The following is a 23377-nucleotide window of genomic DNA, read 5'->3' as shown; positions in this document are numbered from 1 at the left end:
CTCTTTTTTGTTAATTGGAAAATTCGACTTGAAAATAACGTAAGAAAGTAAAATAATTAGTAGTAATTAAATAATTAAGGATGATTGTGTTGATTGTATACTAAGCCACAAAATCACAATTTATTAACGATGTTTTTCAGGATCAGCTGGTAGATAACATTTGTCGTAGCTATAATTCCAAAATAGGAAAGGTGAATGAACGGGAAGTTCGTGCTTGGAATAACTCCATGCAATTCATGCATCCCGTACTTAGCGATAACGAGATTCCAAAAAAATGCTGGAGTAGCCATTGAATTCAAAATCCCATATACATCAAAGCGGGTTGACTTTTTAATTTCCGGCAAAAAAGGTGAAAAGAATCCCGTCGTTATTGTTGAATTAAAACAGTGGAGTGCTGTTGAAGTAATTAGTGGGAAAGAGGCAATTGTTAAAACGGTGATAAATAGAGCAAAGGTTGAAACAACCCATCCTTCCTACCAAGCATGGTCCTATGCAGCATTGATCAAGGATTATAATGAGAATGCACAAAATGAGGAAATTGGTTTGTACCCCTGTGCTTATTTACATAACTATAGTTATAGCGGCGAACATAATCCTCTAACAGATAAAGTTTACCAATATTACATAGAGCAGGCTCCGGTTTTTCTAAAAGGAGATGCACAAAAACTTCGTAATTTTATTAAGAGATACATAACATACGGCGATTATAAAGAGAATCTGTATAAAATTGAACATGGGCGGATAAGACCATCGAAATCACTACAGGATTCCTTATGTAACATGCTAAAAGGGAACCAAGAATTTGTCATGATTGATGATCAAAAAGTCGTTTTTGAACAAGCTGTCTATCTAGCTAAAGAGGCTCTTCGTACGAATACTAAACAAGTTCTATTGGTCACAGGTGGTCCCGGAACAGGTAAGTCTGTCTTAGCCATCAATTTACTAGTTGAATTAACAAAACAGAGTATGGTCTGTCAATATGTTACTAAAAATGCGGCGCATAGAAACATCTATGCTACAAAGCTAAAGGGAGATTTCCGAAAAGGGCTAATTGATAATTTATTTAAAGGGTCAGGGAGCTATGTAGATGCTCCTAAAGATGAGTTTGATGCCTTGATTGTAGATGAAGCACACAGGCTAAATGAAAAATCCGGTATGTTCTCTAATCTTGGAGAAAACCAAACTAAAGAAATAATTCAAGCCTCAAATTTTTCCATATTCTTTATTGATGAACGGCAGCGAGTAACCTTAAAGGATGTAGGTAGTATTGATGAAATAAAAAAATACTCTTCGGAAAACGGTGCTGAATTGACAATCATGAATCTAGAATCTCAATTCCGCTGCAATGGCTCTGATGGGTATTTAGCTTGGATAGATGATGTGCTGCAGATAAGAGAAACAGCTAATGCTGATTTTATTGGGGGACAATATGATTTTAGGGTATACACCGATCCAAATGAACTTAGAAAAGAAATTGAGCGGCTAAATAAAAAGAACAATAAATCCCGGATAGTTGCTGGCTATTGTTGGAACTGGGATAAAGTCGGTCAAACAAATCCGGATTATTTTGATATCGAATTGCCGAAATATGACTTTAAAATGAGTTGGAATTTAGGAAATACCGCCACCTGGGCCATTGATGAAAACTCGATAAGTGAGTGCGGATGTATACATACATGCCAGGGGCTGGAGTTTGACTATGTAGGAGTGATAATCGGAAATGATATGCGATATCGAAATGGGGATGTCATAACAGACCATACGAAACGTGCCAAAACTGACAATTCTTTAAAAGGTCTGAAAAAAATGTTGAAAGAGGACCCGAAAAAGGCGAAAAAGCTTGCTGATGAGATTATTAGGAACACTTACCGCACTTTAATGACACGGGGCCAAAAGGGGTGTTTTGTTTACTGCACAGATTCAAAATTAGCACTATATCTCAAGGATCGCTATGAGATGGGTAAAAAATCTGGTTATGAACTATCTACGTCCTATCAAGGTGTAGCTGAGTATGGGGACGAGTATTAATTCAAGTTTATCTTTTCTTTCTCCCTTTAGACGGGCTCGGAAATGCTATTAAAAGTATTAAATGACCCAAGTGTAACATATAGAGATAAAATAACTGCTGCAAAAAATATACTTGATAGGGCAGACTTTACTCCTATTGATAAATAGGAATTAGAGCGGTTCAAATTAATTCTAGTGTTTAAATAATTTTTGTTGAATCATGGGGGATTTTTAGTTGGAAATACAAAATCCGAACAGAGTCAATTTACATTATTTCAAAGGGACCAAGGTTGATAAGATTTGGTTCCTTTTTCCTTCTTATAATCTAAAGAGTCTCCAGATGAAGAGTATTCAGGGTTTGAACACAACTGAATTATGGAATGTACCTCCACCATTTTTATATTATGGTTGGGGATTTGTGGTAAAATTTTAACATATCAAGAATCTTGGGGGGATTACTCGAAATGGTGAAAAAGGCACTAAGCATCGTAGGTACTTTGGTGGTTTTATTTGGTTTGAGTTATGGGGTAACTTACTTTTTGAACGTAAAGTTCGTTGATTTTTCCTTTTTTGTTGGATTAGTTGTCACTGTAATTATTGGGTTTTTTCGTTCTGAGGGAGGATTTACATCACAATATACAGACTCAAAGATTCAATCACAGACCACCAATTTCAAATTGAAAAAGCAAAGTTTTAAATTTACACCTACTATTGCTTTTCTAACATCGCTAATCTACACCATCGTTTCTTTCATTGTCATGATCATCCATTATAGAAGCTATTTTTAATCATTCATTGGGAAGGTACCAAGTTACCAAACCGTTCTATTTATCTTTTACCTACAATGTTTTTAATGCTGTACCAGGGACCGCCTGATTTTTCTTGATTGACACGTTGTTCCACAAACTAATCAAAAAAGTGATAAACAATAAACCGAAAAATAGAATAGGCTGACTGGTGGTTATCCGAGTTATTTTTTAACCATAAGAATAAGATGCTAGCAAATTAAGGAAAAAAAGAGTCAGTGTAAAACGGAATCACTTGAAATTGTGATGTACAATGGTTCATATTACTATTTAAAGCTTATGATTTAGACTACATGTGGTACATGTTAGTCCTTTTTGCTTTTTTCCTGTGGTGCCAATTAATGTTGGCGCATTTTGTCGTATCTAGTAAAATAGTAGGGGAAGACTGAAAGGTGGAAACTGGCATGAAGGATCAGATGAAAATTTGGTTAATGGACTATCTGAAAAGGCGTCAAGTACATGACAAACGAAAAAAGATACATATCCAAGAACTGGAGAATTTCCTCATCACGTATAGATTAAAAGACCCAATCCGCTATCAAGCGGAAAACGGTTATCACTCTCTTGTTCAAATCATGAATAAGTTAACGGAAGAAGGGATTGTCACACCCGTCAAAAAAAGCCCTTTAAACGGCAGAAGGCCCAGCCTTCATAATTATTGGTGGCTGGAAAAGGCTGTTGTGGAGGCTCAGTGGAGTGACAATCAAATGCTGGCCATATCTGACGTTCTCAATCTCTCCAAATACCGGCAACATCCTGAATGGCAAACAGATAAAGAATGGCAGCGAATCGGAATCCTCTATTCTTTTTTTAAACAAATCGAACAATACTCCTGGGTAACACGGGAGGAGCGATCGTTTCAGCTGTTTGGTGAAGAGAAATTCCTTGCCAATCAGGGGGCTTCCTTGTTGCAACGGTTGCAGATCACTTTGGAGGACTTGAAAGCCAAGGTATATGGTGAGCCGTTTGCTTTTTGGCCGGCACCAAATGGTGACATCCGAAAAGCCAAGACAGTTCTTATCGTAGAGAATCAATCTTTTTATCACACATGTAGATTATTAATGAATCATAGCAAGGATATGAATGGGATTCAACCGGATTTATTAATTTATGGAGAAGGAAAAAAGATTGAGAAAAGCTTTAACTTCTTACATGATATCTCCAACATAGATGACATGACGATTTATTATGTAGGGGATATCGATCCAGAAGGATGGGGGATTTATGTGAGGTTAAAAGAAACCTATCCATCTGCCAACATTCAGTTGGCTATTTCAATATATGAAGCAATGCTTAATACAAAATTATGTAACCACATTGAAAAGAACCAAAATAAGAATCGTACCTATTTGCAGCGGGTTGTGGAGGAGTTTCAGGAGCATGGTCGACCGGACTTGGGTGAACAGATCCAACAGCTTTGGGAGTTGAAGCGGAGGGTTCCGCAGGAAGTACTGTCTCTTGATAATATTGGACGGAAAAAGGAGTCAATATGAAAGCGCGATGGCAAGGCTTTGGGGAACGAATGAAGCGGTTAAACCCGATATGGAATTTGGGATCTGGCATGCAGCTAGCAGCTTTGAAGGATTATGCACAAATGCTGGCCCTAAGTGTCCTCTTGGAGGTTTTTTACCGCGAGATTGAAAATAATCCAGATCGAATAAAGCAGGATTTGGTAGGAATTACGAAATCTTGTATTGACGAATTACAGATCAGCTTGATGCTCGATAATCAGGAAGAATTGATTCAAAGGTTTGTAGACGGGCTGCTATGGAGTGGACAAGCTGAACTGCATCAGCCGTTTACTGCCAAGTGGTTTGATGAAAAAGAACAGGAAATCAAGGAACATCGGTTTCGTTATTTAGTGGAAGACCGGGAAACCTCTCAATGGGAAAAAGGCGGCAAGACGGTGTATCGCTGCTCGGATGAAGCAAAAGAATTAATTTTTATGAGCCGGGAAATCCTTCAGGAACTGGAGATTACGATTGACCAGCTGTATATTGAGCACTTAGTGAAAAATGGCCATTTCCAACAGGCGCTTTCCGGTTTGGATGATTTGATGGCACGGGTAAAACGGATGATTGCCAGGGAATTAGATTATCGGGAAAGCATGAAGCGAAATCCGAAGATTATTTTTCAACAAGAGCATGAACTTAGGAGCGGCCGCGAACAAGAGGTAAAGCAGCAATTCCAGGAAGAGCGGACTCGATTTCAGCAAATGCGCCAGCTGCTGCTACGGATTTCTTCTTCCAACCAACACTATGAAATTGCTGAGAAACTGGAACAAACCAGACGGGTTCATGACCAGTTGGCAAGTTATGTGGTGGAGAATATGCGGTTGGAAATTGAGCTCCGCTATGAATTTCCGAATCTCTTTTGGAAACAGCAGAATGTGACGTTTCAGAAGAGTTATTTTCAGGATTGGCTGGTGCTCGAAGGACTTCCACACCCGGATGATATGGGAATGCTGTTAGAACCTTTGTTTTCGCCAAAACCTCATTTTATTTACCCGCTGGATTGGGGTTGGATGGAACAGGAAACCGATATTCTAATAGATGAAAAAGAAGACGTTGTCGAAGAGGAAACCGAAGAAGTAGTGCATCATAAGCGGGAAGTCGATTGGGACAAACTAGTCCGATTATGGGAACCACTCTTTGTCGAACTGCTGGAAAGAGAAGAGTTCCATCTTTCCAGATTGCGAGATATTCCCGAGTCGCTTCAGGAGAAGTGGTTGGAACAAAAGGAAACGGTCGATTTGTGGATGCTGTTTCACAGTGAGTCTTTGGTGGTTCCGGAATTGGATGCCGAGAAAGAGCATGAGGATGAACGGTTAATCCTGCTCACTCATTTAGTTAGCCGACAGGATCGATTTTTCAAGCTAGAGGGGAAGACCATTTCCTCCTCGATTGACGCCAATCAGCCCATGATTCAGTGGAAAGGTGTAAGTATTTCCCCGTTTGTCTTGCGGATAACGGAGTAATGGTGCCAGGCACCTAAAGGAAGTGATGTTTTGAGTATTTCAACACAGCAGCTGCAGAATGCTTCAAAGATCTTTTTTCAATTATTGAATCGGAAAATGGTGTTGACGAGTGACCCGATGATGAGTCCTTATTTTGAAGAAGACGGGGTTCGAGATGCCTTGAAAGTTTTAGCAGAGGAATCGAGGACACGGATTATCCAAACGGCCGACCGCATTCATCTGGTCGCCCGACCGGAAGGCTCCATTTTTGCCACTTCTTATACCCAATTTAAGAAACGATATGGGGAAGTGGAAACGAAGAGGCATTTTTACCTAATGAATTTGATTATCTTTGTTTTTCTAGCGGAAATTGATATTCCATCTACCTCCAATCTTCGCTGGGAGCATGCCGGTGTTTCTTATTATTTGCTGGAAAAAAATATGACCCAGCTATTGGCGGAGTGGTATAAGGAGAACAAGGAAACTGAAGGGAAGTTTAGTGAGTCCTATGGGCTGGCGATCAATGAAATGGCGGAGCTGTGGGGCTCGATGGCGGTCGATTCGGACACAGATAGCGAGGACGAACGAATTTCCTCTACGAGAAGGACACATATTGGTCTTATTCATACAGCGGTAAGAGTACTTAGAGACGAAGGACTTGTTTATATCATCGAGGATGAAAAGCGCGTGATTCCTAGAATAGAGTTATATGAACGGTTGGAGGAAGGCTATCACCAGCAGGCGCGCTATGAAGAAATGCGTGGCCTTGTGCTGACGACGTTAACGGGTGGGGGTGAAAGAGATGCCTAGAATTGAAAAAGTGCGGATTACCGGTGTGCGTTATGACAAGATGAAAAAACACTATGAAAATACGATTTTTGATTTTATCCATGAGGAAGAGCCGCAGCATGCCTTGTTAACTCTGGTCAACGGCGGCGGTAAAGGGATGCTGCTGCAGATGATTTTTCAAGCGTTGATGCCGCTTTCAACTTGGGGAAAGAATGGGGAGAACCATATTGATGCCCTGTTTTATAATGAAAAGCAGCAATTTGATCCCTATACCTTTCATGTGGCGCTAGAATGGCGGTTGGATACGGATCCCGCTGAGTGGTTAGTGACCGGAATTTGTGTGACGGCACGCAAGACGGCCCAAGACAACGAAGAAGTCGATACCGAACCGCAGTACTTTTTATATACGAGCAAATACCGCAAGCCAGAGGATTGGACAATTGACACGATTCCTTTATATGATGAGGAAAAAAAGCTGACCACTACTTATGAGGAGTGGGAGAATTGGCTGAAGAAACATAAGCAGCAGTTTCAATTTTATTCCCGCCCTAAACAAAATGCCTATTTCCAATATCTCTCGTCCTATGGGATAGAAAAAGGGGAATGGCGACAGATGAAAGAGATTAACCGGGATGAGGGCGGAATAGAGCATTATTTTAAAAAAGGCTTGGATAACTTTGGATTGTTTCACCATCTGATTATTCCGGAAATTAGCGCTTATTTGCAAGAGGATCAAGAAGAAAATCTCATTAAGATTTTTCGGGATAATTCGATTATTGCCCAAAAATTGCCCCAGCTTTTAAAACGGGAGGAAGCTTATCAACTGATTCAGGAAAAGCTGGTGCCGATCAAAGTTACGTTGGAAGAAGGGCAAAGCTTGGAGGTAGAGGTGCAAGAGCATCACGACCGAGCGAATTATCTTTATTTTGGAATGGAAGAACAGAAGCAGACCTATCAATTTGACCAGAATAAGTGGGAAGAAGATCAGCGGATTACCGAAAAGCAGCAGGCTGAATTTTTATGGCAAAAGGATAATTTGGAGTTTGCAAAAGAATGTCGTTCGTTTGAGGAGATTTCCGGGCAAATTCAACTGGCTGAAGAGCATGTTCAGGAATTAGAAGAGAAGCGAGAAGTACTGGAAACAGAAGAACATGGATTGAAGGTGGACATCGCTCTTAAGGATTATGCTGAATCCACTCAGGCGTTGGAATCTATTGATGCTCGGATTCAATTTTTAGAAGAAACCCAGAATTTGAATGAAGAAAAAGTTCAGATGGAAAAAATCGAGCAGCAGCTTGCGGAAAATTGGAAGTCGATTGAGCTAGAAATACGAGATGATATGGTGAAGTTCCATTCATTAGAGGCGAGAATCGAAAAAGAAATAAAATCCATTCAATCGCAAACGAACCTTGAACAACAAGAGTTGAATGGTGTTCGGTCCAAGTTGGGGACTTATACGAATTTTATCAAGGCCCATAACCAAAAAGCGATAGGGATGGAGCAGAAATACGGGCGGGATGTTAACCGTGATGCGGAGAGTGTTCAGCGTAAACTTTCGAGGGAAATGCAGGAGCTTGTGGCGGCTTTAGAAGAAATGCAAGCAGAAAGTACTTTGTTGCAGCAAAAGCAGGGGCAGACAAAGCATCAATTAGGTAAGATTGAAGCCCTCATTAGCGGTAAAAAAGCTGACTTGCTAAAAATAAAACAGAAAAAAGAAGCCCGAATTGAAGCGGAACATTCCTTTCACAAAAATTGGAGCCGTTATTTTTTATCCGATCAGGAATTTCAACCTTTTACTGCTGATGATTGGCTGGACATCCCCGAGCAGTTGAAACAGGAAGAGGAAAAATTGCGGTCCCAATATGACCATATCCAAAAAGAGTACTGGTATCACCAATTGGATACATCTTTGGTGAATGATGAGTATTGGGTGGCTAACCATGATGTTAAAAAAATTGCCGACCTGCTGTCGGATGAAGGCATCCCGGCTATGTATGGGACTCAGTTGCTTCAGGAGTTGAGTGAGGAAGAACAATCCTTAGTTATGGAACGTTATCCGTTATTGGCCTATGGGATTGTGGTTCATCAGCAGGATTGGGAAAAGAACATCCATCAAGCTAGTGTACAAACGTTATTGCTTCATTCCCCAGTACCGATTTTTATGCGGGAACGGATGAATCAGGAATACGCTCTGCCGTTCGAGATTTTCCGGGAACAAGGAATTTCAATGGCGTTCAATCAGAATCAATGGAACCGCTGGAAGGAAAATCTGTCCGACCTGACAGTTGGTTTTACCCGTGATTTAGAGAAGGTAAGGTCCCGGCAAACGGATGTTGGTCAACTGGTGGAGAAGACCCAAGCTCTTTCGGTCACTACTTATCAGGAAATCCTTCAGGAAGAGGAAAATCTCAACGGCCAATTGGCGGACCTCGAGGGTCAGAAGAAGCAATTAGACGAAGAATTAGTTTCAATCGACTCGACCTTTAAAGAGCTTGTGAAAAAGATGAGACAAAATGACCAAGACCGGCAAAATGGCCTGAAGAAATTAAACGAGATCGAGTCTTGGATAACGGCTTTCAAGCAGTTTCAAGAGTATAGTTCTTTGAAATCGGAGGCTCAGACAAAAGAAGCGGTACTGGTAAAACGCTTAAGTATATTGGAGCAGGATAAACAAGAGCGGGAGAGGAGTCTAACCAGTTGGAGTAGGGCTTTTGATGAATGGAAAATTCACTCTGAGCTACAAACGGGCTCCTTAAGAGAGGTTCTTCCTGATATCGAGTTTCCAAAAAGCACGGCTCTCCATACGAATGAGGAGGAGACGCCACTGTTTAGTCGTTTCATCTTTGATGAAGTTGGTCCGATGGTCAAGAGCTGGCAATCCCTTCAGCAAAAGATTCATAATGCGGACAGTGAATTAGCAGCGGAGAAGGCGAAAAGACAGTATCAACACAAGGAACAGCAACAGAAAAAGACAGCTTTAGAAGAACTTGAGCCGGCATGGATCGATAAGTCTATCCCAATGGTGCCAAAGGAAATCTTGAAGGAAAAACTTAAAGCAAAACAGTTGGAATTGAAACAGCTCCTTGGTCAGTTGGGATCTGAACAGAGACAGGCCGAACGTCTTGGCGGACGGATAGAACAAATTGAGAAAAATAAGTTGAAGCTGGAACAGCAAATTCTAAAAAACCACCACCGCGGTGCCGAGCCTTGGGTGGAAGTAAACCTTACCGATAAAGAGCAAGAAATCGAAGAGTCACTGACCAAAATCAAGCAAGATTTGAATGACCAACAAAAGATTATAAATGACTTAATATGGCGTAGGCAGCAATTAGTGAAGCAACAGGATATTTTAAAAACGCATGTCCCGAATTTTAAGCATGTTGGTGAAATACCGGACGGATATAAAGACCCCATTAAGCGGGAACCGGAAAAACTGATTCATAAATGGATCGGCCGGAATAATGAATTAACCAATCGGCAATCCCAATACCATAAAGGGTTTAAAGAACGATTGAAGGATCTGAGCCAGGTTCTTCAGGATGAGAGGATTGATGGACCATTAAGGAGCAGCCTTCATCATCTCCTTCCACAGTTGGAAAGTGATTCCATTCATTCGGGGATAAATATTGTTTTAAGTGTGATGGAGTTTATCCAAAACGAGTTGCTGAAGTTGAAGGATGACAAACAAAAAGCCGAGAATGCCCAGGAAATTTGGGTGGACCGGGCCGTTTACCGTGTGATTCAAATTTTTCAATCCTTAAAAGACATGGTTAAAAGGATGAAAATTAAGAACAAAGAAGGGTACACCTTTCCGCTTGTGGAAATCGAGCGTTTAAAAGAAATTGAAACCGCTGATGAAGAAGAATATCGCCGCTTACTGCGAGAGTATTTTACTAAAATCATCGAGCAACTGCTAGAAAGCGACGAATCGATTGAAAATATTCCTGAAAGTACTTTGAAGAAACATATCGATGATAATCAGTTAGTACTGATTTCGCTCCGGAATCGTTACCCGAAACTGGCGATTTATAAGCCGCAGACGACCAATGCATTTTTATATGAAAAACCAAGGAAGCATCACTACACCGATTGGGAGACGTTAAACAAAGGTTCGAAGGTGGAAGCCAAGGGGAGCGGCGGTCAGCTGCTGGCTGCCAGAACGATGATTATGATGATGATCATGACGTTCAAACGTCAGGAACACAGTAACAACTGGTCTGTTTTAATTACCGATAATCCATTTGGCCAAGCGGTATCCGCGCATATTTTGGATCCGATTTTCTCCATCGCCGATATTTTACGGTTTCAATGGATTGTCTTGGCTCCGCCTGAATTGATTAAACTGGACGTAAGTCGCCGTTTTCCTGTTTATTGGAAGTTGGAATTGAGCCAGCAGAGACATGGGGAAATGATTAGGGAAGTCTTGCAGCATGGTGGACGGACATTTGAGGAATTGGAGTTGAGTTTGTTTTAATGTAGATTCTACTGCACTAAAGATCTCAACTTTAATAACGGCTCAGCAATATAACTATAGTTTTCAAAGCTATAATCATCTGCTAATTCCTTTTTCTACTTTCATTACTGCTTTCTGACTGGTTAAAAATTGGTGAAGGGTGATGATTATTAGTCATCACCCTAACATTGATTGAAAATTGAAAATAATTAAACAATCGAAATTGTACGTTTATCTTTTTTTAATAAGGACTGATGATGGATTTCCCCAATAAATCGGGAAGTCCTTTTTTATACAGTCTAAATGCTTAGAGGTAAAACGTCCTAACAACAGACTGGACTTGTTTTACTAATTCTTTCCTCAAATGTTTCCAGGGAATAATGGTCTTCAAAAAAATCGCTCCTTTAGTTTAAAATAAATAGTGGATATTAATTGGAGGAAAAAGGAGAGGAAGAATTGTCCAGGGTAAGTTGGAATGCCGATAAAGTTTTATCCGAAATTAATCATTTAGTTAATAAAAATGTACCACTAAATATAAACTACATTAGAAATAACCATAATAATTTATTATGTGCCTCCAAACGTTATTTCGGTGGTTGGAAAGAGGCACTTGAAAAATTAGATATTGATTATGAAAAAATTAAAGAAGAAACGAAATTGAAAAATACAAAATGGTCAAATGAGAAGATTATCAATGAATTAAAGAAAAATCAAGATAAAAAGATCATTGAAATACTAAAACAATATAAAAATTTGTATGATGCAGCTGCAAAATACTTCGGTAGCTTTGAAAATGCAGTAAGGGCAGCCGGATTAGATTATGAAAAGATGCGTACTGATACTTCAAAGTTTACAAAAGATGAACTAATTCATAAATTGAAAGATTCTTATCGTAAAGGCGAACAAGTTAATGATGCGGCTTTCAGAAAAAATCATAAAGAATATTATCATGGATTCAGTTCGTATTTTTCCTCCTATAAGGATTTCGTAGAGGCAGCTGGACTCAATTATGATGAAATCTCTTTGAAAAAAGCGAATGGGTATTGGACGGGACATAGAGTGATATCGGACATAAAACAATTGAAAAAAGAAGACTTCGACTTAAGCATGAGCCATGTGAGTAAGAACAATGGCGATTTATATGCAGCGGCGCAAAAGTATTTTGGTAATTGGGAAGAAGCACTGAAAAGGGCAGGAATTTCCTATGAAGATTTTCGAAAAGTTCAGAGATGGAATAAGGAACTTGTTCTAGAAAAGTTAAAAACATTTTCAAAAAAAGAAAATCCAAATGAAAACAATATTCGTAAAAAAAATCCTGCTTTAATGAAAGCAATCAGACGTTATTATGGTGAGTTAAAAACAGCCTTAGAATTAATCGGAATTGAATATGACAATATTAGGTTAACAAAAGAAAAAGGGTATTGGTCAAAAGAAAAAGTCATTCAAACGATACAAGAATATCACGAGAATGATTTTCCTTTAAACTCGATGTATGCCAAAAAGTATTATAGTGGTATGTACACAACGGCGGGGAACCTATTTGGATCTTGGGAAAAAGCTGTCATTGCATCTGGAATCAATTTTAATCATGTTCGAAATGATATTGACACCACTCGTTATTGTGGCTATCGGTTCCAAACATTAGTTTCGGAACTGTTAACGGAGTTGAGGATTCCTTTTGAAAATAAAACAATTCATGGTTTAAAACCAGACTTTATTTTAAAAGATTACCATGTGTTAGATGCTAAATTGTCAGAATGGACAATTGCTGGTAGTCCAACTCTAGAAAAATATGAACCGGTCTTTAAATTTATAACATTGGTGTACATGAGAGAAAGTAGTAATAGTAAATTAGATGTAATGATTACCAATAAAACACGTAATATTAGTGTGTATAAATTTATAAAACAACTCCCGAGGTCTCGTCAAACATACTATATAAGAAAAATTGATGAATTAAATAACTATCTAAATGAAATAGAAAAGATGCCTGTAAAAATCACCATTACGTTTAAAGGTGAAACGGGAGATGTTGACTATTGGGCTAAGAAAATGAATGTGACAACTGATACGATTATCCGAAATTATAGGAAAGGGAAAATGGAAGGCAGGATTGCTAAGTTTTATGATAATTTTTATGAATGGAATGGCATTAAGAAAACGCTCAAAGAATGGTCTGAATTTCTCGGTGTTGGAAGACATTTTCTTATAGTCTGGAAAGAGAACGGAACCATAGATGAAAGGATAGCATTCCATCTCAACAAAATGCAAAAACCTGACTTAGATGTCAACTTGATTAAAAAAATGTTTTACGAAGATAGGAAAACATTAAAAGAAATAAGTGGTTACTTTAAGGTGAGTAAAGATACTATAAAGAGAAGATTGAAAGAAGAGAAATAATTCATGGCTGCTTAACAACAATTAAAAGCAGCCTTTTTACGTGATGTAGATACCCGTTTTACGTGGACGAATGAAATTAGTAAAAACTGTTACACACTATCATTTTATGAAGGGAAAAGGGTCTGCGGAAAATCTTGTGTAAGTATTATTTGACAATCTTCGCAAGGCAAGAATAAATAGGTATAAAAAAACATCGTTTGTCAAAAATAATATTGGCTTTTACCATAAAACAGGATAGGGCAATGCAGAAGTGCAACCTGAGCGGTTTTATGGATTTTACCCTAAAACGGACCGGACTTAGTGCGGTCCGTTTTTTTGTCCGTTTTAGGGAAAACAAAAGCGATAAACTTCAGGGGTTTGGGGACAGAGTCCCCAATTATGATGTTTGGTTCAGAATCTCAAGCTGATTTAAAATCATATCCCAGTTTCGATAACGCATGGTCCATTTTTTCGAAATGTTTTGAGATGCCAAGTAAAGCATTTTTCTTAAGCTATCATCAGTTGGAAAAATAGACTTGGTTTTTGTTACTTTTCTAAATTGACGGTGAAGTCCTTCAATAATATTCGTAGTATATATTATTTTCCTAATTTCCTGCGGATATGCGAAAAAGGTAGCTAAAATATCCCAATTTTCCTCCCATGACCTAACCGCAGAAATATTCTTTGCCCCATTTATCCTTAAATTCAGTGAGTCTTTCTAAAGCAGACTCTTCGTTAATTGAAGAATATATTTTTTTAAGGTCAGCGACAAACTCTTTTAAATGTTTATAAGAAACATATTTGGTACTTGAACGGATTTGGATGAATGATACAACGCTGAATACCGGCAAAAGGATACACAGCTTGGATGGCCTCTTTAAGCCCTGAAAGCCCATCCACACAGAAAAGATTGACCGTTTTGACTCCTCTGGTTTTCAAATCATTCAACACGCCTAACCAAAACTTACTACTCTCGTTTGCCCCAACCCAGATGCCAAGAATTTCTTTATACCCTTCATTATTGATTCCTAGAACAACATATGCTGCTTTCGAAACAATTTGATGATTATCTCGAATTTTATAATGAATGGCATCCATGAAAATAAAAGGATAATAGGCTTCAAGTGCTCGATTTTGCCACTCGTTCACTTGTGGCATAATTTTCTCACTGATTTTACTAACTAACTCGGAGGAAATCTCAATATTATAGAGATCTTTGACCTGTTCCTGGATATCTCTTGTGGACATGCCATGAGCGTATAGTGACAGTATTTTATCTTCCATTCCGTCGGTATTCCTTTGATATTTGTCCAAGATTTGTGGCTCGTACGAGCTTTCTGTCCCGAGGAACATTTACTTCCACTTCGCCAAATTGTGTTTTTAATTTCCTTTTGGTTGATCCGTTTCTGTAATTGTTAGGTTCATTACCACGACGTTGGTGTTTTTCGTATCCTAGCTGCTCTTCAATTTCACATTGGAGCACTTCCTCTAGGATATCTGCAAACATTTCTTTAATGGTATCCATGATTTGATTGGTGCTTGTGAACTTCTGTTCCTTTATGATTTCTTTGATCAATTCCTTTGGAATTTTCATGTCGAAAAATCCTCCTTAGCAAGTATTATTTATCCTAATTCTTGCCAAGGAGGATTGATAACAAACTTATTTACACAGCTTTTTCCGCACTGTCAGGGAAAACCCCTTAATTTGGTATTAGGGGGTTTTTTCGTATTTACATCCCTTTCGTTCCAGATCCTAATATCTTGCCCCATGTCATAAAAAACAGGTGGAAATTCCCTGTAATTGTTTAAGAGAATAGTATATAAATAAGGAGATTTCTTTTTTTAGTATGGAGTTGAATGCAATGTTATTGCTATTTTATGCGTTATTTTATGGTATATGGTGGCTTATCCGTGCAAGTCTTGCATTGGTCATCGGATATGTTTTACCTTCACTATTTTTAAGTACATTATTAAGGGTCTGGAAGTTTAAACACGAGGGTAAGAAACTCCTTTTTATAGGAATTGTCATTGTTACCACTGTCTTAAATACTTTTGTCGTCATGGAATATTTATACAATCTAACGAATACTCCAAGCCTGTTTAGCTTTAAGGATTATTCAGCCTCCACTTACCTAGTAATCGGTTCTTATGTGCTTATTTTAGGAGTAATTTCTACACCATTTTATATTAAAGATGAGGTAAAATTTAGGAAAAGGACATAGATTGATAGGTACCTTAAGCCTTTTTGCAATGCACTCATTCAATACATATAAATTCCTGAAAGGGGAGGGCGAAAATGGAGCCCTATATCCATGAATTGCTTACGGATGATTTCTTGAAGAAAGCACAAACATTGTTTGGCCTGGATCGAATCGGGGAAAAGCTTGGTGATTTCGAAAACTTTGTCTTTGAAGTAGAGAGGGAAGGAAAACCAGCTATTTTGAGGTTGACCCATTCGTCCCATCGGGAGAAGGGGGGAATTGTTTCTGAACTGGATTGGATGAACTTTCTTCATGCGAATGGCGTCCATGTGCCGGAAGCGTTTCAGTCCATTGACGGGGAATTGGTTGCTCAAATCGGCACCTCGCCATTTTCCGCCGTCCTGTTTTCTAAAGTGCAGGGGAAAGCTGTAAGTGTTCAAGCGGAACAATTCGATTCCCCCCTATTTTTTACATGGGGAAAAACGATAGGGAAGATGCATCAAGTCACGAAAACCTATGAGGTTCCTGATGGTATCAAGAGAAGGCCGCGCTGGAATGAAGACGACCTGATCCTGAATTTTGAAACCTACCTACCGGATTGCGAGAAGCAGCTTGTGACGGTGGCAGCTGAATTGCTGGGAGAGCTTCACCGGCTCCCGACAAGCAAGGAATTTTTCAATCTAATCCATGGGGACGTTCATTCCGGGAACTTCTTTTATGACGGACAGGATATCCATGTTTTCGATTTTGATGACTGCAGCTATCATTGGCTCACATCCGACATCGCCATTCCGGTTTACTATTCGGCTCTTTTCCGATATCCCGAGGGGCAGCAGGACGAACGGAATGAGTTTGCGAAAAAGTTTCTGGATTCTTTCCTTCAAGGCTACGAATCGGTCACCGCTTTACCGCCCCAATGGAAAGAGCATTTGCCCCTGATGATGCGGCTGCGGGATCTCCTGCTGTATGCCGTGCTCCATAAGAAAATTCATCCGGAACAGCGAACTGAACAGACAAAACAAATGATGGATGCGATTCGTGAAAGGATAGAGAACCGGGTACCATTGATTCATTTCTAAAGCAGAGCAAATGGGATAAGTGAATAATGAAAATTACTGTTATGATTTTCTTATTCTAAGATAAAAAGGTCTTATCGTAATTTCAGAAAGAGAATTCATTCTAATCGATTCCTGTATCCATCGTTCTTTTAAAATCTTTAATTGGCCACACCTGTTATAAATGTTAAAATGTCAGATCTATTCAAGTGGTGAAGCAACACTTGCGTATTTTTGGCGTACTATTTAATTCCTTATTACATGGATGGTAGACATTATGGATGCCTGGCTTTGCCGAATGTTGATTGTGAAAAAACATAAGACTTATCGGTTTCTATATGTCTATTACAATTGTAAAATAAAGGTAGAGTAATAAAATGAAGCAGTGGAAGGAAGTGCTCGCCTTGGATCAAACGTACGCAGGTCATACTTTGTTTCAATCAGTACCGTTTGGAAATGAGAAGTTAGCTAGTCGATTAGTGATGGCCCCCATGACAAGAATTTTTTCGCCAGGAGGGGTCCCTGGGGAAAATGTGGCACAATATTACCGCAAACGTGCACAGAATGGGATTGGGCTCATCATAACAGAAGGGACAGCGATTAACCACCCAGCAGCCGTACAAAGCTCCGATATTCCCCGTTTTTATGGTGAGGATGCCTTAAATGGCTGGTCACGTGTGGTTCATGAAGTCCATGAAGCAGGTGGCAAAATCATTCCACAATTATGGCATGTAGGCGCAGCCAGAAAAGCAGGCAGTGAACCCAATATTGAGGCACCACCTGTGAGTCCGTCTGGATTTACTTTAAAAGGCAAAAGCAATGAGAAAATAAAAGCGCTAACAAAACAGGAAGTCCTTGATATGATTGATCGGTACGCTGAAGCGGCCGCGAACGCAAAGCGTATCGGCTTTGATGGAATTGAGTTGCACGGGGCCCATGGCTATTTAATTGATCAATTTTTTTGGGAACGAACGAACAAGCGTCATGATGAGTATGGCGGGGGTATAGGGGAGCGAACCAAATTTGCGGCAGATATCGTCCGTGCTTGCCGGAAGGAAGTGGGCCCAGACTTTCCGATTGTGCTTCGTTTTTCACAATGGAAAGGAACTGATTATGAAGCGAAATTAGCGAATAACTCGCAGGAGCTTGAACAATTCCTTACCCCGTTGGTGGAAGCAGGCGTTGATATTTTCCACTGCTCTACACGAAGAATCTGGGAACCTGAATTTAATGATGAAGATCCATCCTTAAATTTAGCCGGCTGGACGAAACGGATTACGAAAAAGCCAACGATTGCGGTCGGTTCTGTCGGGATTAACCGTGCCTTCCTGAGTAATCAGGACAATGCTGACAGGACCATTGTAGACAATTTAGCACTGATTGATGAAAAAATTAGAGCAGGTGAATATGATTATGTCGCAGTCGGTCGTGCAGTGCTGGCTGATCCCGAATGGGCAGTGAAACTTAAGAATGGTCAACTTGACCTAGTGACACATTATACGAAAGAATCCGAGAAATATCTAATCTGAACGAGATTGTAAAGCCATGCAAGCACTGCCGCTCGTCGTTGTAGTTAAGAGAAAAGTTGACGGGGAAATCCTTTTCAACTGAATATATGATTTTATATCTTTTATAAGATAAGGAAGCCAAACATACGCAAGTAGTAGTTGTTAACAACTTGTTTATGTTAGGCTTCCTATTTAATTCCTCTTTTGTATAGACTTTTTTAGTGGTTAATCAAGTCTAGTTTAGTTGTAGGAAATTCTCGGTCGAAATGACATTGGCGTACATACTTTTCAGTGCGCTGACAAATGCAAAATGAACCTGTTCTGCTGGAACGACTTTCTCTTGATAAGATAAGTCCCTTGTCGCACATGCATCTTCAATCAGGGTAGTTTCAAAACCAAAATCCACTGCAGCTCGAACGGTTGCATCAATACACATATGTGTCATCATCCCAACAACTACTACCTTGGTTACATCTTTTTCTCTTAATTTTCCTTCTAGACCAGTCTTTAAAAAGCTGTTAGGGAAATTTTTAACGATAATGTTTTCGTGCTCTAATGGGAGAACAGCATTATTTATTTCAGCTCCCTCCGTATCTGGAAGAAAGAAGCCTAACTCTAGATTACTCGCGATATGCTGGACATGAAAAATATTATCTTTGTTATTTTGTCTAAACCAATGAAGAACTTTAGCGGCATTATCGGCTGCTTTTTCAGGATTACTTAATTCCATCTTACCATTTGGAAAATAGTCATTTTGAATATCGACAATGATTAAAGCGGTACTCATTTTTTTCACCTCATTAAAGTATATTTATTACAATAATGATGATAAATAATATCTTGATTTTTATCGATACTTTGATGAAACCCTTTTATAACAAATCATTTCATGGTGAAAGGAATTTATTATGGAACTTGATAATATTGATTTTCAAATCCTTCGGTTACTATCCGAAAATTCACGTGTTCAATGGAAAGACCTAGGTCAAAAAATTCATATGACAGGACAAGCTGTAGGAAATCGTATAAAAAAACTTGAGGAAAGTGGTGTCATTAAAGCCTACACGCTACTAGTAGATGAACTGAAATTAGGACTGAACTTTACAGCGTTTGTCATTATTTATATGAAAACAGCAAACCATGACTTATTTATACGTTTTATTAATGATCGAAAAGAGGTAATTGAAGCTCACCGAGTATCGGGAGAAGGCTGTTACCATTTAAACATAAAAGTTAAATCCCAAGATCAATTGAATCTATTTCTTAATGAACTTCTCGAATATGGGAATTATAGTATACTTTTATCCATAAAAGAGATTAAAAAACATAATCCTTTGACCTCGATATGAAAAAGAATGTTGGTTTTACCGATGAAATTACTATCCTTTTGGGTAGTATGCGTCATAAAAGTAATTTTTTGTTTATATACCCTACATAGGTATTGTAGTATAAAGCCGAGATAGGAGGTTAATCGAATGGAACTCAGTAGAGGAAGCTGCTATCGGTACAAAGAAAGATACGTCTTTTCGTAAATGGCACGATGGAACGAACTGGATATTATTTTCTAGTTACATTCATAGAATAGTTGAGATGGAGTAAACAAAGGGGTTGGTCTTGATGCAGGTTAGGGAACTCACGGAAAACGAATACGTAGAATCACTGAACCTTTCCATGTATGCATTTCAATATAAGGTTCAGGAAGCTGACATACCGGCTAGAAAAGAAGCCATGAAAAACCATAAAATTTTAGGAATATGGGATGAAGATCGTTTGGCTGCCAAGCTGCATATCATTCCCTTCACGATTTTTATGAAGGATGCCGAATGGCCAATGGGTGGAATCGCAGGGGTTGCTACCTATCCCGAGTACAGACGAACCGGTTATGTCAAAGCCCTCATCACGGTTGCGTTAAAACACCTGAAAGACGACAATCAAATCGTATCGCTTTTGCACCCATTTGATATTTCATTTTATCGGAAATTTGGCTGGGAAATCTTAAATGAACAGAAGAAAGTAACCATTGAAAAAATAAACTTAAAGTTCCTCGAACTCCAGCCAGGCTCCATAAGGAGATTTTCGAAACAGACGCATCATGAAGCCATCGAAAAGATGTATGAGCAATTTTGCACCAGACATACGGGAATGTTAAAGCGGGACACTAAATGGTGGAAAGACCATGTCTATGATGAGGATTCACAGGTGGCTGTCTATTCCACTTCCGAGAACGAGCCAAAGGGATATCTCCTCTATCAAGTCAAGCAGAGGAAAATGGAAGTGGAGGAGTTCGTTGCCCTTGACCAGGAAGCGAGAGTAGGGCTTTGGAATTTTATCTGCCAGCATGATTCTATGGTAGAAACCGTGACGCTTACTCTGGACAGCGGGGATCCTTTTCCTTATTTTCTCCCACAGCCAAAGGTAAAAACCGAGGTAACACCCTATTTTATGGCTAGAGTGGTGGATGCGGAAGCATGCTTACGAAGACTTTCTTTCTTGCATGAGAATGAACCGATCTTCCTGCATCTTGAAGATTCCTTTGCCACCTGGAATAACGGGAGCTATTTTCTTGGCAACGGAGAAATGAAAGTCTATAAAGAAAAAACGGGAGGCCAGTGTTCCCATCCTCCGAAAAAAGGAATTCAGTTAACGATTAATTCTCTATCCGCCATTTTATTTGGTTACAAAAGACCAATGGAGCTTTTTGAAATGGGCTATTTAAAGGGTTCAAAAAGTGAAGTGGAGCTTTTTGAAAAAAAGGTCCCGAAGATGAAAACGTCGTTTTACGATTTCTTTTAACCATTTTACAAACGGAGCTTCTCCAACTGAATACGGTCTCTCTTGATTGAAGAAAGCCAAAAATCAGCAAGGAGTGCTTGAAAAACTTACTTATTTTTGGCTTTCTATTTTTTCTTATTGGATTAATGTTTCTGGTATATAAAAATGGTAGGAAGGATTATCCCAATATCATAGTTACTCAATTTTTACATAGAAGAATTTCTGTTTTATAGAAATGGACTGCTATTTAATTAAAAAAGACTGAATTTTATATTTAATAGGAATTATGTTTTTCATATAATCAATTCAGGCAATTAAGAAATAATAAAGGGTTATGGTAGGGATGAATGATTAAAATTGGAGGCGCTCACATGAATAGGGATGAAAAAATAGAAAGTTCTTTTCACATTGAGTATAAGGAAGACAGATATATAAGCTCATTATCTCATAAGGATGATCCCTATCAAATGAATTGGGTGGAAGGAACACAATTCTGGGGAACCATTAGAGCACCAAAAGGAATAGATACAAAGGTTATGCGGACTTTTACTAAAAATAACACTCTTCGGGAGGTTTACACGTTTACGAATAATACGGAATTTGATATTTTTTCACAATTAGGGGATACCTCTATATACACAACATTTAATGATGATTATGAATCAGCAGAGGTTTGTACGGTGAAAAAATGTCATGCTCACATTTGGTGTGGCGGAGAGGTAAGTTATATTATGGGATTGAGAATGGGAGGGGAAGCCCCTCATTTAGGATTAATCTTAACAAAAGGAAGCTTAAAATCTTATAGTGTTGAGCGTGATTTATCCTTAATGAGTAATGATCGGGGAGACTTTTTGTTACATGTAGCTCCATTTGAATTAGCACCTGGAGAATCTTATCGTATTGAATGGGAACTATTTTGGCACGAAGGTAAAATAGACTTTTATAATAAACTATTAGCCTATCCCAACTACATAGATATACAAGCTGAACATTACACCCTATTTGAACATGAAGAAATGAATATAGAAATCAGGTTTCATAAAAGTCTAATCAACCATGAAGTTACCATTTCTAGAGATGGACGTCCAATTGAATATACGAAAGAAAAAAATAGGTTAAAAATTAGAGAGGGAAATTTGGTTCCCGGCGAATATTGCTATTCTGTAAGAATAAGTGGAATAACTGCTCAAGTAAAGATTCTTGTCCTGCCCGATATAAATCGACTTACTCATAGTAGATGTGAATTTATTGTAAATAAGCAGCAGTACCATAAAGTAAATAGCCATTTAGATGGCGCCTATCTAATTTATGATAATGAAGATCAGCAGATTTATTACTCTCACCGTAATGACCACAATGGGGGCAGAGAAAGGGTAGGAATGGGGATTTTACTCGCTCGTTATCTCAAAAACCATGAGAATGAACAAATGGAAAATAGCTTAAAAAAATATATTGATTATATAAGACGAGAGCTTTATGACGAAGTGACAGGAATTGTTTTTAATGACATAAAAAGGAATAATGATTATCATCGTTTATATAACTATTCTTGGTTTGCTGTTCTATTTAAAGAGTTATATTTTACATGGAAGAGCGAGGACTATTTGAAGGACATGTCCAAAGTATTATTGGCCTACTACAAGCAAGGTGGAGCAAATTTTTATCCGATTGAGGTGCCCATGTTTGAAATGCTTAACTTGCTAGAAGAGGCGAAATTAGACACTGAAAGAGACGAAATTTTTTATTACTTTGAAGAGCATGTGAATACGATCATTCGTTATGGCATCCATTATCCCAAATCAGAAGTGAATTTTGAACAGACCATTGTGGCACCTGCAGCAAATCTTTTATTAGAAATGTATAAATTAACGAATGATAGTAGGTTTCTTAATGAAGCAAAAAAACATGTGGAGATTTTAGAACTGTTTAATGGTCTTCAACCCGATTATCACCTTTACGAAACGGCGATCAGACATTGGGATGGATACTGGTTTGGGAAGAATGAATTGTACGGCGACACATTTCCACATTATTGGAGTGCCTATACGGGACGGGTATATCAAAATTTAGCTGAAATCACTAGCGATCCTGAATACTATAAAAAAGCTGAGTCTTCTTTACGAGGAGTATTAAATCTATTTTCAGCAGATGGAAGTGCGTCATGTGCAAAACTAACCCCATACACAGTGAATGGAATAAAAGGTGGATTCTATGATCCTTGGTCTAATGATCAAGATTGGGGGCTATATTTCATGTTTGACTATATTGATTAATTTGTACACCTCCGATAGAGGGTGCAATCTCTTTTACAAGTTCAGTACGAAATTTATTCGACCGTTTAATTAGAACCAAGAAAAAGGATTGGAGAAAAAAAAGGTCCCGACAATGAAATTCTCATTTTATAATTTCTTTTAACTTTTATACCGGAGATTCACTCCGGTATTTTTTTGA

The 23377-nt window shown here is 38.7% G+C and carries 13 protein-coding genes and 2 pseudogenes; 13 read left to right on the top strand and 2 right to left on the bottom strand.

Features of this window, described 5'->3' with window-relative positions:
* The first annotated feature begins 122 nt into the window (after positions 1–122).
* The 7 genes and pseudogenes from ACY8D0_RS15365 (at position 123) to ACY8D0_RS15335 (ending at position 13411) form a co-directional block, all read left to right on the top strand.
* A pseudogene (locus tag ACY8D0_RS15365) lies at positions 123–2028 on the top strand (DNA/RNA helicase domain-containing protein).
* 443 nt (positions 2029–2471) lie between these two features.
* A complete protein-coding gene (locus ACY8D0_RS15360) occupies positions 2472–2795 on the top strand; it encodes a hypothetical protein (RefSeq protein ID WP_462411406.1) in 324 nt (107 codons plus the stop codon).
* 422 nt (positions 2796–3217) lie between these two features.
* A complete protein-coding gene (locus ACY8D0_RS15355; protein WP_462411405.1) occupies positions 3218–4306 on the top strand; it encodes a Wadjet anti-phage system protein JetD domain-containing protein in 1089 nt (362 codons plus the stop codon).
* Complete coding sequence (locus tag ACY8D0_RS15350) at positions 4303–5790, top strand: hypothetical protein (protein ID WP_462411404.1); 1488 nt, start codon at positions 4303–4305, stop codon at positions 5788–5790. The genes ACY8D0_RS15355 and ACY8D0_RS15350 overlap by 4 nt, the downstream gene beginning before the upstream one ends.
* A 30-nt stretch (positions 5791–5820) precedes the next feature.
* Positions 5821–6579, top strand: coding sequence for a DUF6063 family protein (locus ACY8D0_RS15345; RefSeq protein ID WP_462411403.1), 759 nt, complete (start codon positions 5821–5823; stop codon positions 6577–6579).
* Positions 6572–11032, top strand: a complete 4461-nt coding sequence (locus ACY8D0_RS15340) for a hypothetical protein (protein ID WP_462411402.1) — start codon at positions 6572–6574, stop codon at positions 11030–11032. Before ACY8D0_RS15345 ends, ACY8D0_RS15340 begins: the two co-directional genes overlap by 8 nt.
* 411 nt (positions 11033–11443) lie before the next feature.
* The gene (locus ACY8D0_RS15335; protein WP_462411401.1) at positions 11444–13411 is read left to right on the top strand and encodes a hypothetical protein; all 1968 of its coding nucleotides are present in this window, start codon (positions 11444–11446) and stop codon (positions 13409–13411) included.
* Between the two features lie 376 nt (positions 13412–13787).
* Here ACY8D0_RS15335 and ACY8D0_RS15330 read toward each other — a convergent pair.
* Positions 13788–14984 (bottom strand): annotated as a pseudogene (locus ACY8D0_RS15330) (IS256 family transposase).
* 253 nt (positions 14985–15237) lie between these two features.
* Here ACY8D0_RS15330 and ACY8D0_RS15325 point away from each other — a divergent pair.
* From ACY8D0_RS15325 to ACY8D0_RS15315, 3 genes are all read left to right on the top strand, one after another.
* A complete protein-coding gene (locus ACY8D0_RS15325) occupies positions 15238–15612 on the top strand; it encodes a hypothetical protein (protein WP_462411400.1) in 375 nt (124 codons plus the stop codon).
* A 74-nt stretch (positions 15613–15686) separates the two neighbouring features.
* Positions 15687–16670 (top strand): phosphotransferase enzyme family protein, encoded by a 984-nt coding sequence (locus ACY8D0_RS15320; protein WP_462411399.1) that lies wholly within the window; start codon positions 15687–15689, stop codon positions 16668–16670.
* Positions 16671–17023: 353 nt separating this feature from the next.
* Positions 17024–18175 (top strand): NADH:flavin oxidoreductase, encoded by a 1152-nt coding sequence (locus tag ACY8D0_RS15315; protein WP_462411398.1) that lies wholly within the window; start codon positions 17024–17026, stop codon positions 18173–18175.
* A 214-nt stretch (positions 18176–18389) separates the two neighbouring features.
* Here the strand turns inward: ACY8D0_RS15315 and ACY8D0_RS15310 are convergent, their stop codons facing one another.
* Entirely contained in the window at positions 18390–18941 is a 552-nt protein-coding gene (locus ACY8D0_RS15310) for a cysteine hydrolase family protein (protein ID WP_462411397.1), read from the bottom strand.
* A 121-nt stretch (positions 18942–19062) separates the two neighbouring features.
* Here ACY8D0_RS15310 and ACY8D0_RS15305 point away from each other — a divergent pair, with 121 nt between their 5' ends.
* From ACY8D0_RS15305 to ACY8D0_RS15295, 3 genes are all read left to right on the top strand, one after another.
* Positions 19063–19503: an Lrp/AsnC family transcriptional regulator gene (locus tag ACY8D0_RS15305; RefSeq protein WP_462411396.1), complete on the top strand. Its 441-nt coding sequence runs from the start codon at positions 19063–19065 to the stop codon at positions 19501–19503.
* Between the two features lie 268 nt (positions 19504–19771).
* On the top strand, positions 19772–20947 hold the full coding sequence (locus ACY8D0_RS15300; protein WP_462411395.1) for a GNAT family N-acetyltransferase: 1176 nt from the start codon (positions 19772–19774) through the stop codon (positions 20945–20947).
* Positions 20948–21297: 350 nt separating this feature from the next.
* Positions 21298–23199, top strand: coding sequence for a hypothetical protein (locus tag ACY8D0_RS15295; protein WP_462411394.1), 1902 nt, complete (start codon positions 21298–21300; stop codon positions 23197–23199).
* The last annotated feature ends 178 nt before the right edge of the window (positions 23200–23377 follow it).

This window comes from Neobacillus camarae (assembly GCF_054950115.1).
This window is presented reverse-complemented; position numbering and strand designations above follow the sequence as displayed.

Excerpts from the sequence above, each read along its gene's own strand:
- ACY8D0_RS15360 (WP_462411406.1), top strand. The coding sequence starts at position 2,472 with ATGGTGAAAAAGGCACTAAGCATCGTAGGTACTTTGGTGGTTTTATTT.
- ACY8D0_RS15355 (WP_462411405.1), top strand. The coding sequence starts at position 3,218 with ATGAAGGATCAGATGAAAATTTGGTTAATGGACTATCTGAAAAGGCGT.
- ACY8D0_RS15350 (WP_462411404.1), top strand. The coding sequence starts at position 4,303 with ATGAAAGCGCGATGGCAAGGCTTTGGGGAACGAATGAAGCGGTTAAAC.
- ACY8D0_RS15340 (WP_462411402.1), top strand. The coding sequence starts at position 6,572 with ATGCCTAGAATTGAAAAAGTGCGGATTACCGGTGTGCGTTATGACAAG.
- ACY8D0_RS15325 (WP_462411400.1), top strand. The coding sequence starts at position 15,238 with ATGGAGTTGAATGCAATGTTATTGCTATTTTATGCGTTATTTTATGGT.
- ACY8D0_RS15320 (WP_462411399.1), top strand. The coding sequence starts at position 15,687 with ATGGAGCCCTATATCCATGAATTGCTTACGGATGATTTCTTGAAGAAA.
- ACY8D0_RS15315 (WP_462411398.1), top strand. The coding sequence starts at position 17,024 with ATGAAGCAGTGGAAGGAAGTGCTCGCCTTGGATCAAACGTACGCAGGT.
- ACY8D0_RS15310 (WP_462411397.1), bottom strand. The coding sequence starts at position 18,941 with ATGAGTACCGCTTTAATCATTGTCGATATTCAAAATGACTATTTTCCA.
- ACY8D0_RS15305 (WP_462411396.1), top strand. The coding sequence starts at position 19,063 with ATGGAACTTGATAATATTGATTTTCAAATCCTTCGGTTACTATCCGAA.
- ACY8D0_RS15300 (WP_462411395.1), top strand. The coding sequence starts at position 19,772 with ATGCAGGTTAGGGAACTCACGGAAAACGAATACGTAGAATCACTGAAC.
- ACY8D0_RS15295 (WP_462411394.1), top strand. The coding sequence starts at position 21,298 with ATGAATAGGGATGAAAAAATAGAAAGTTCTTTTCACATTGAGTATAAG.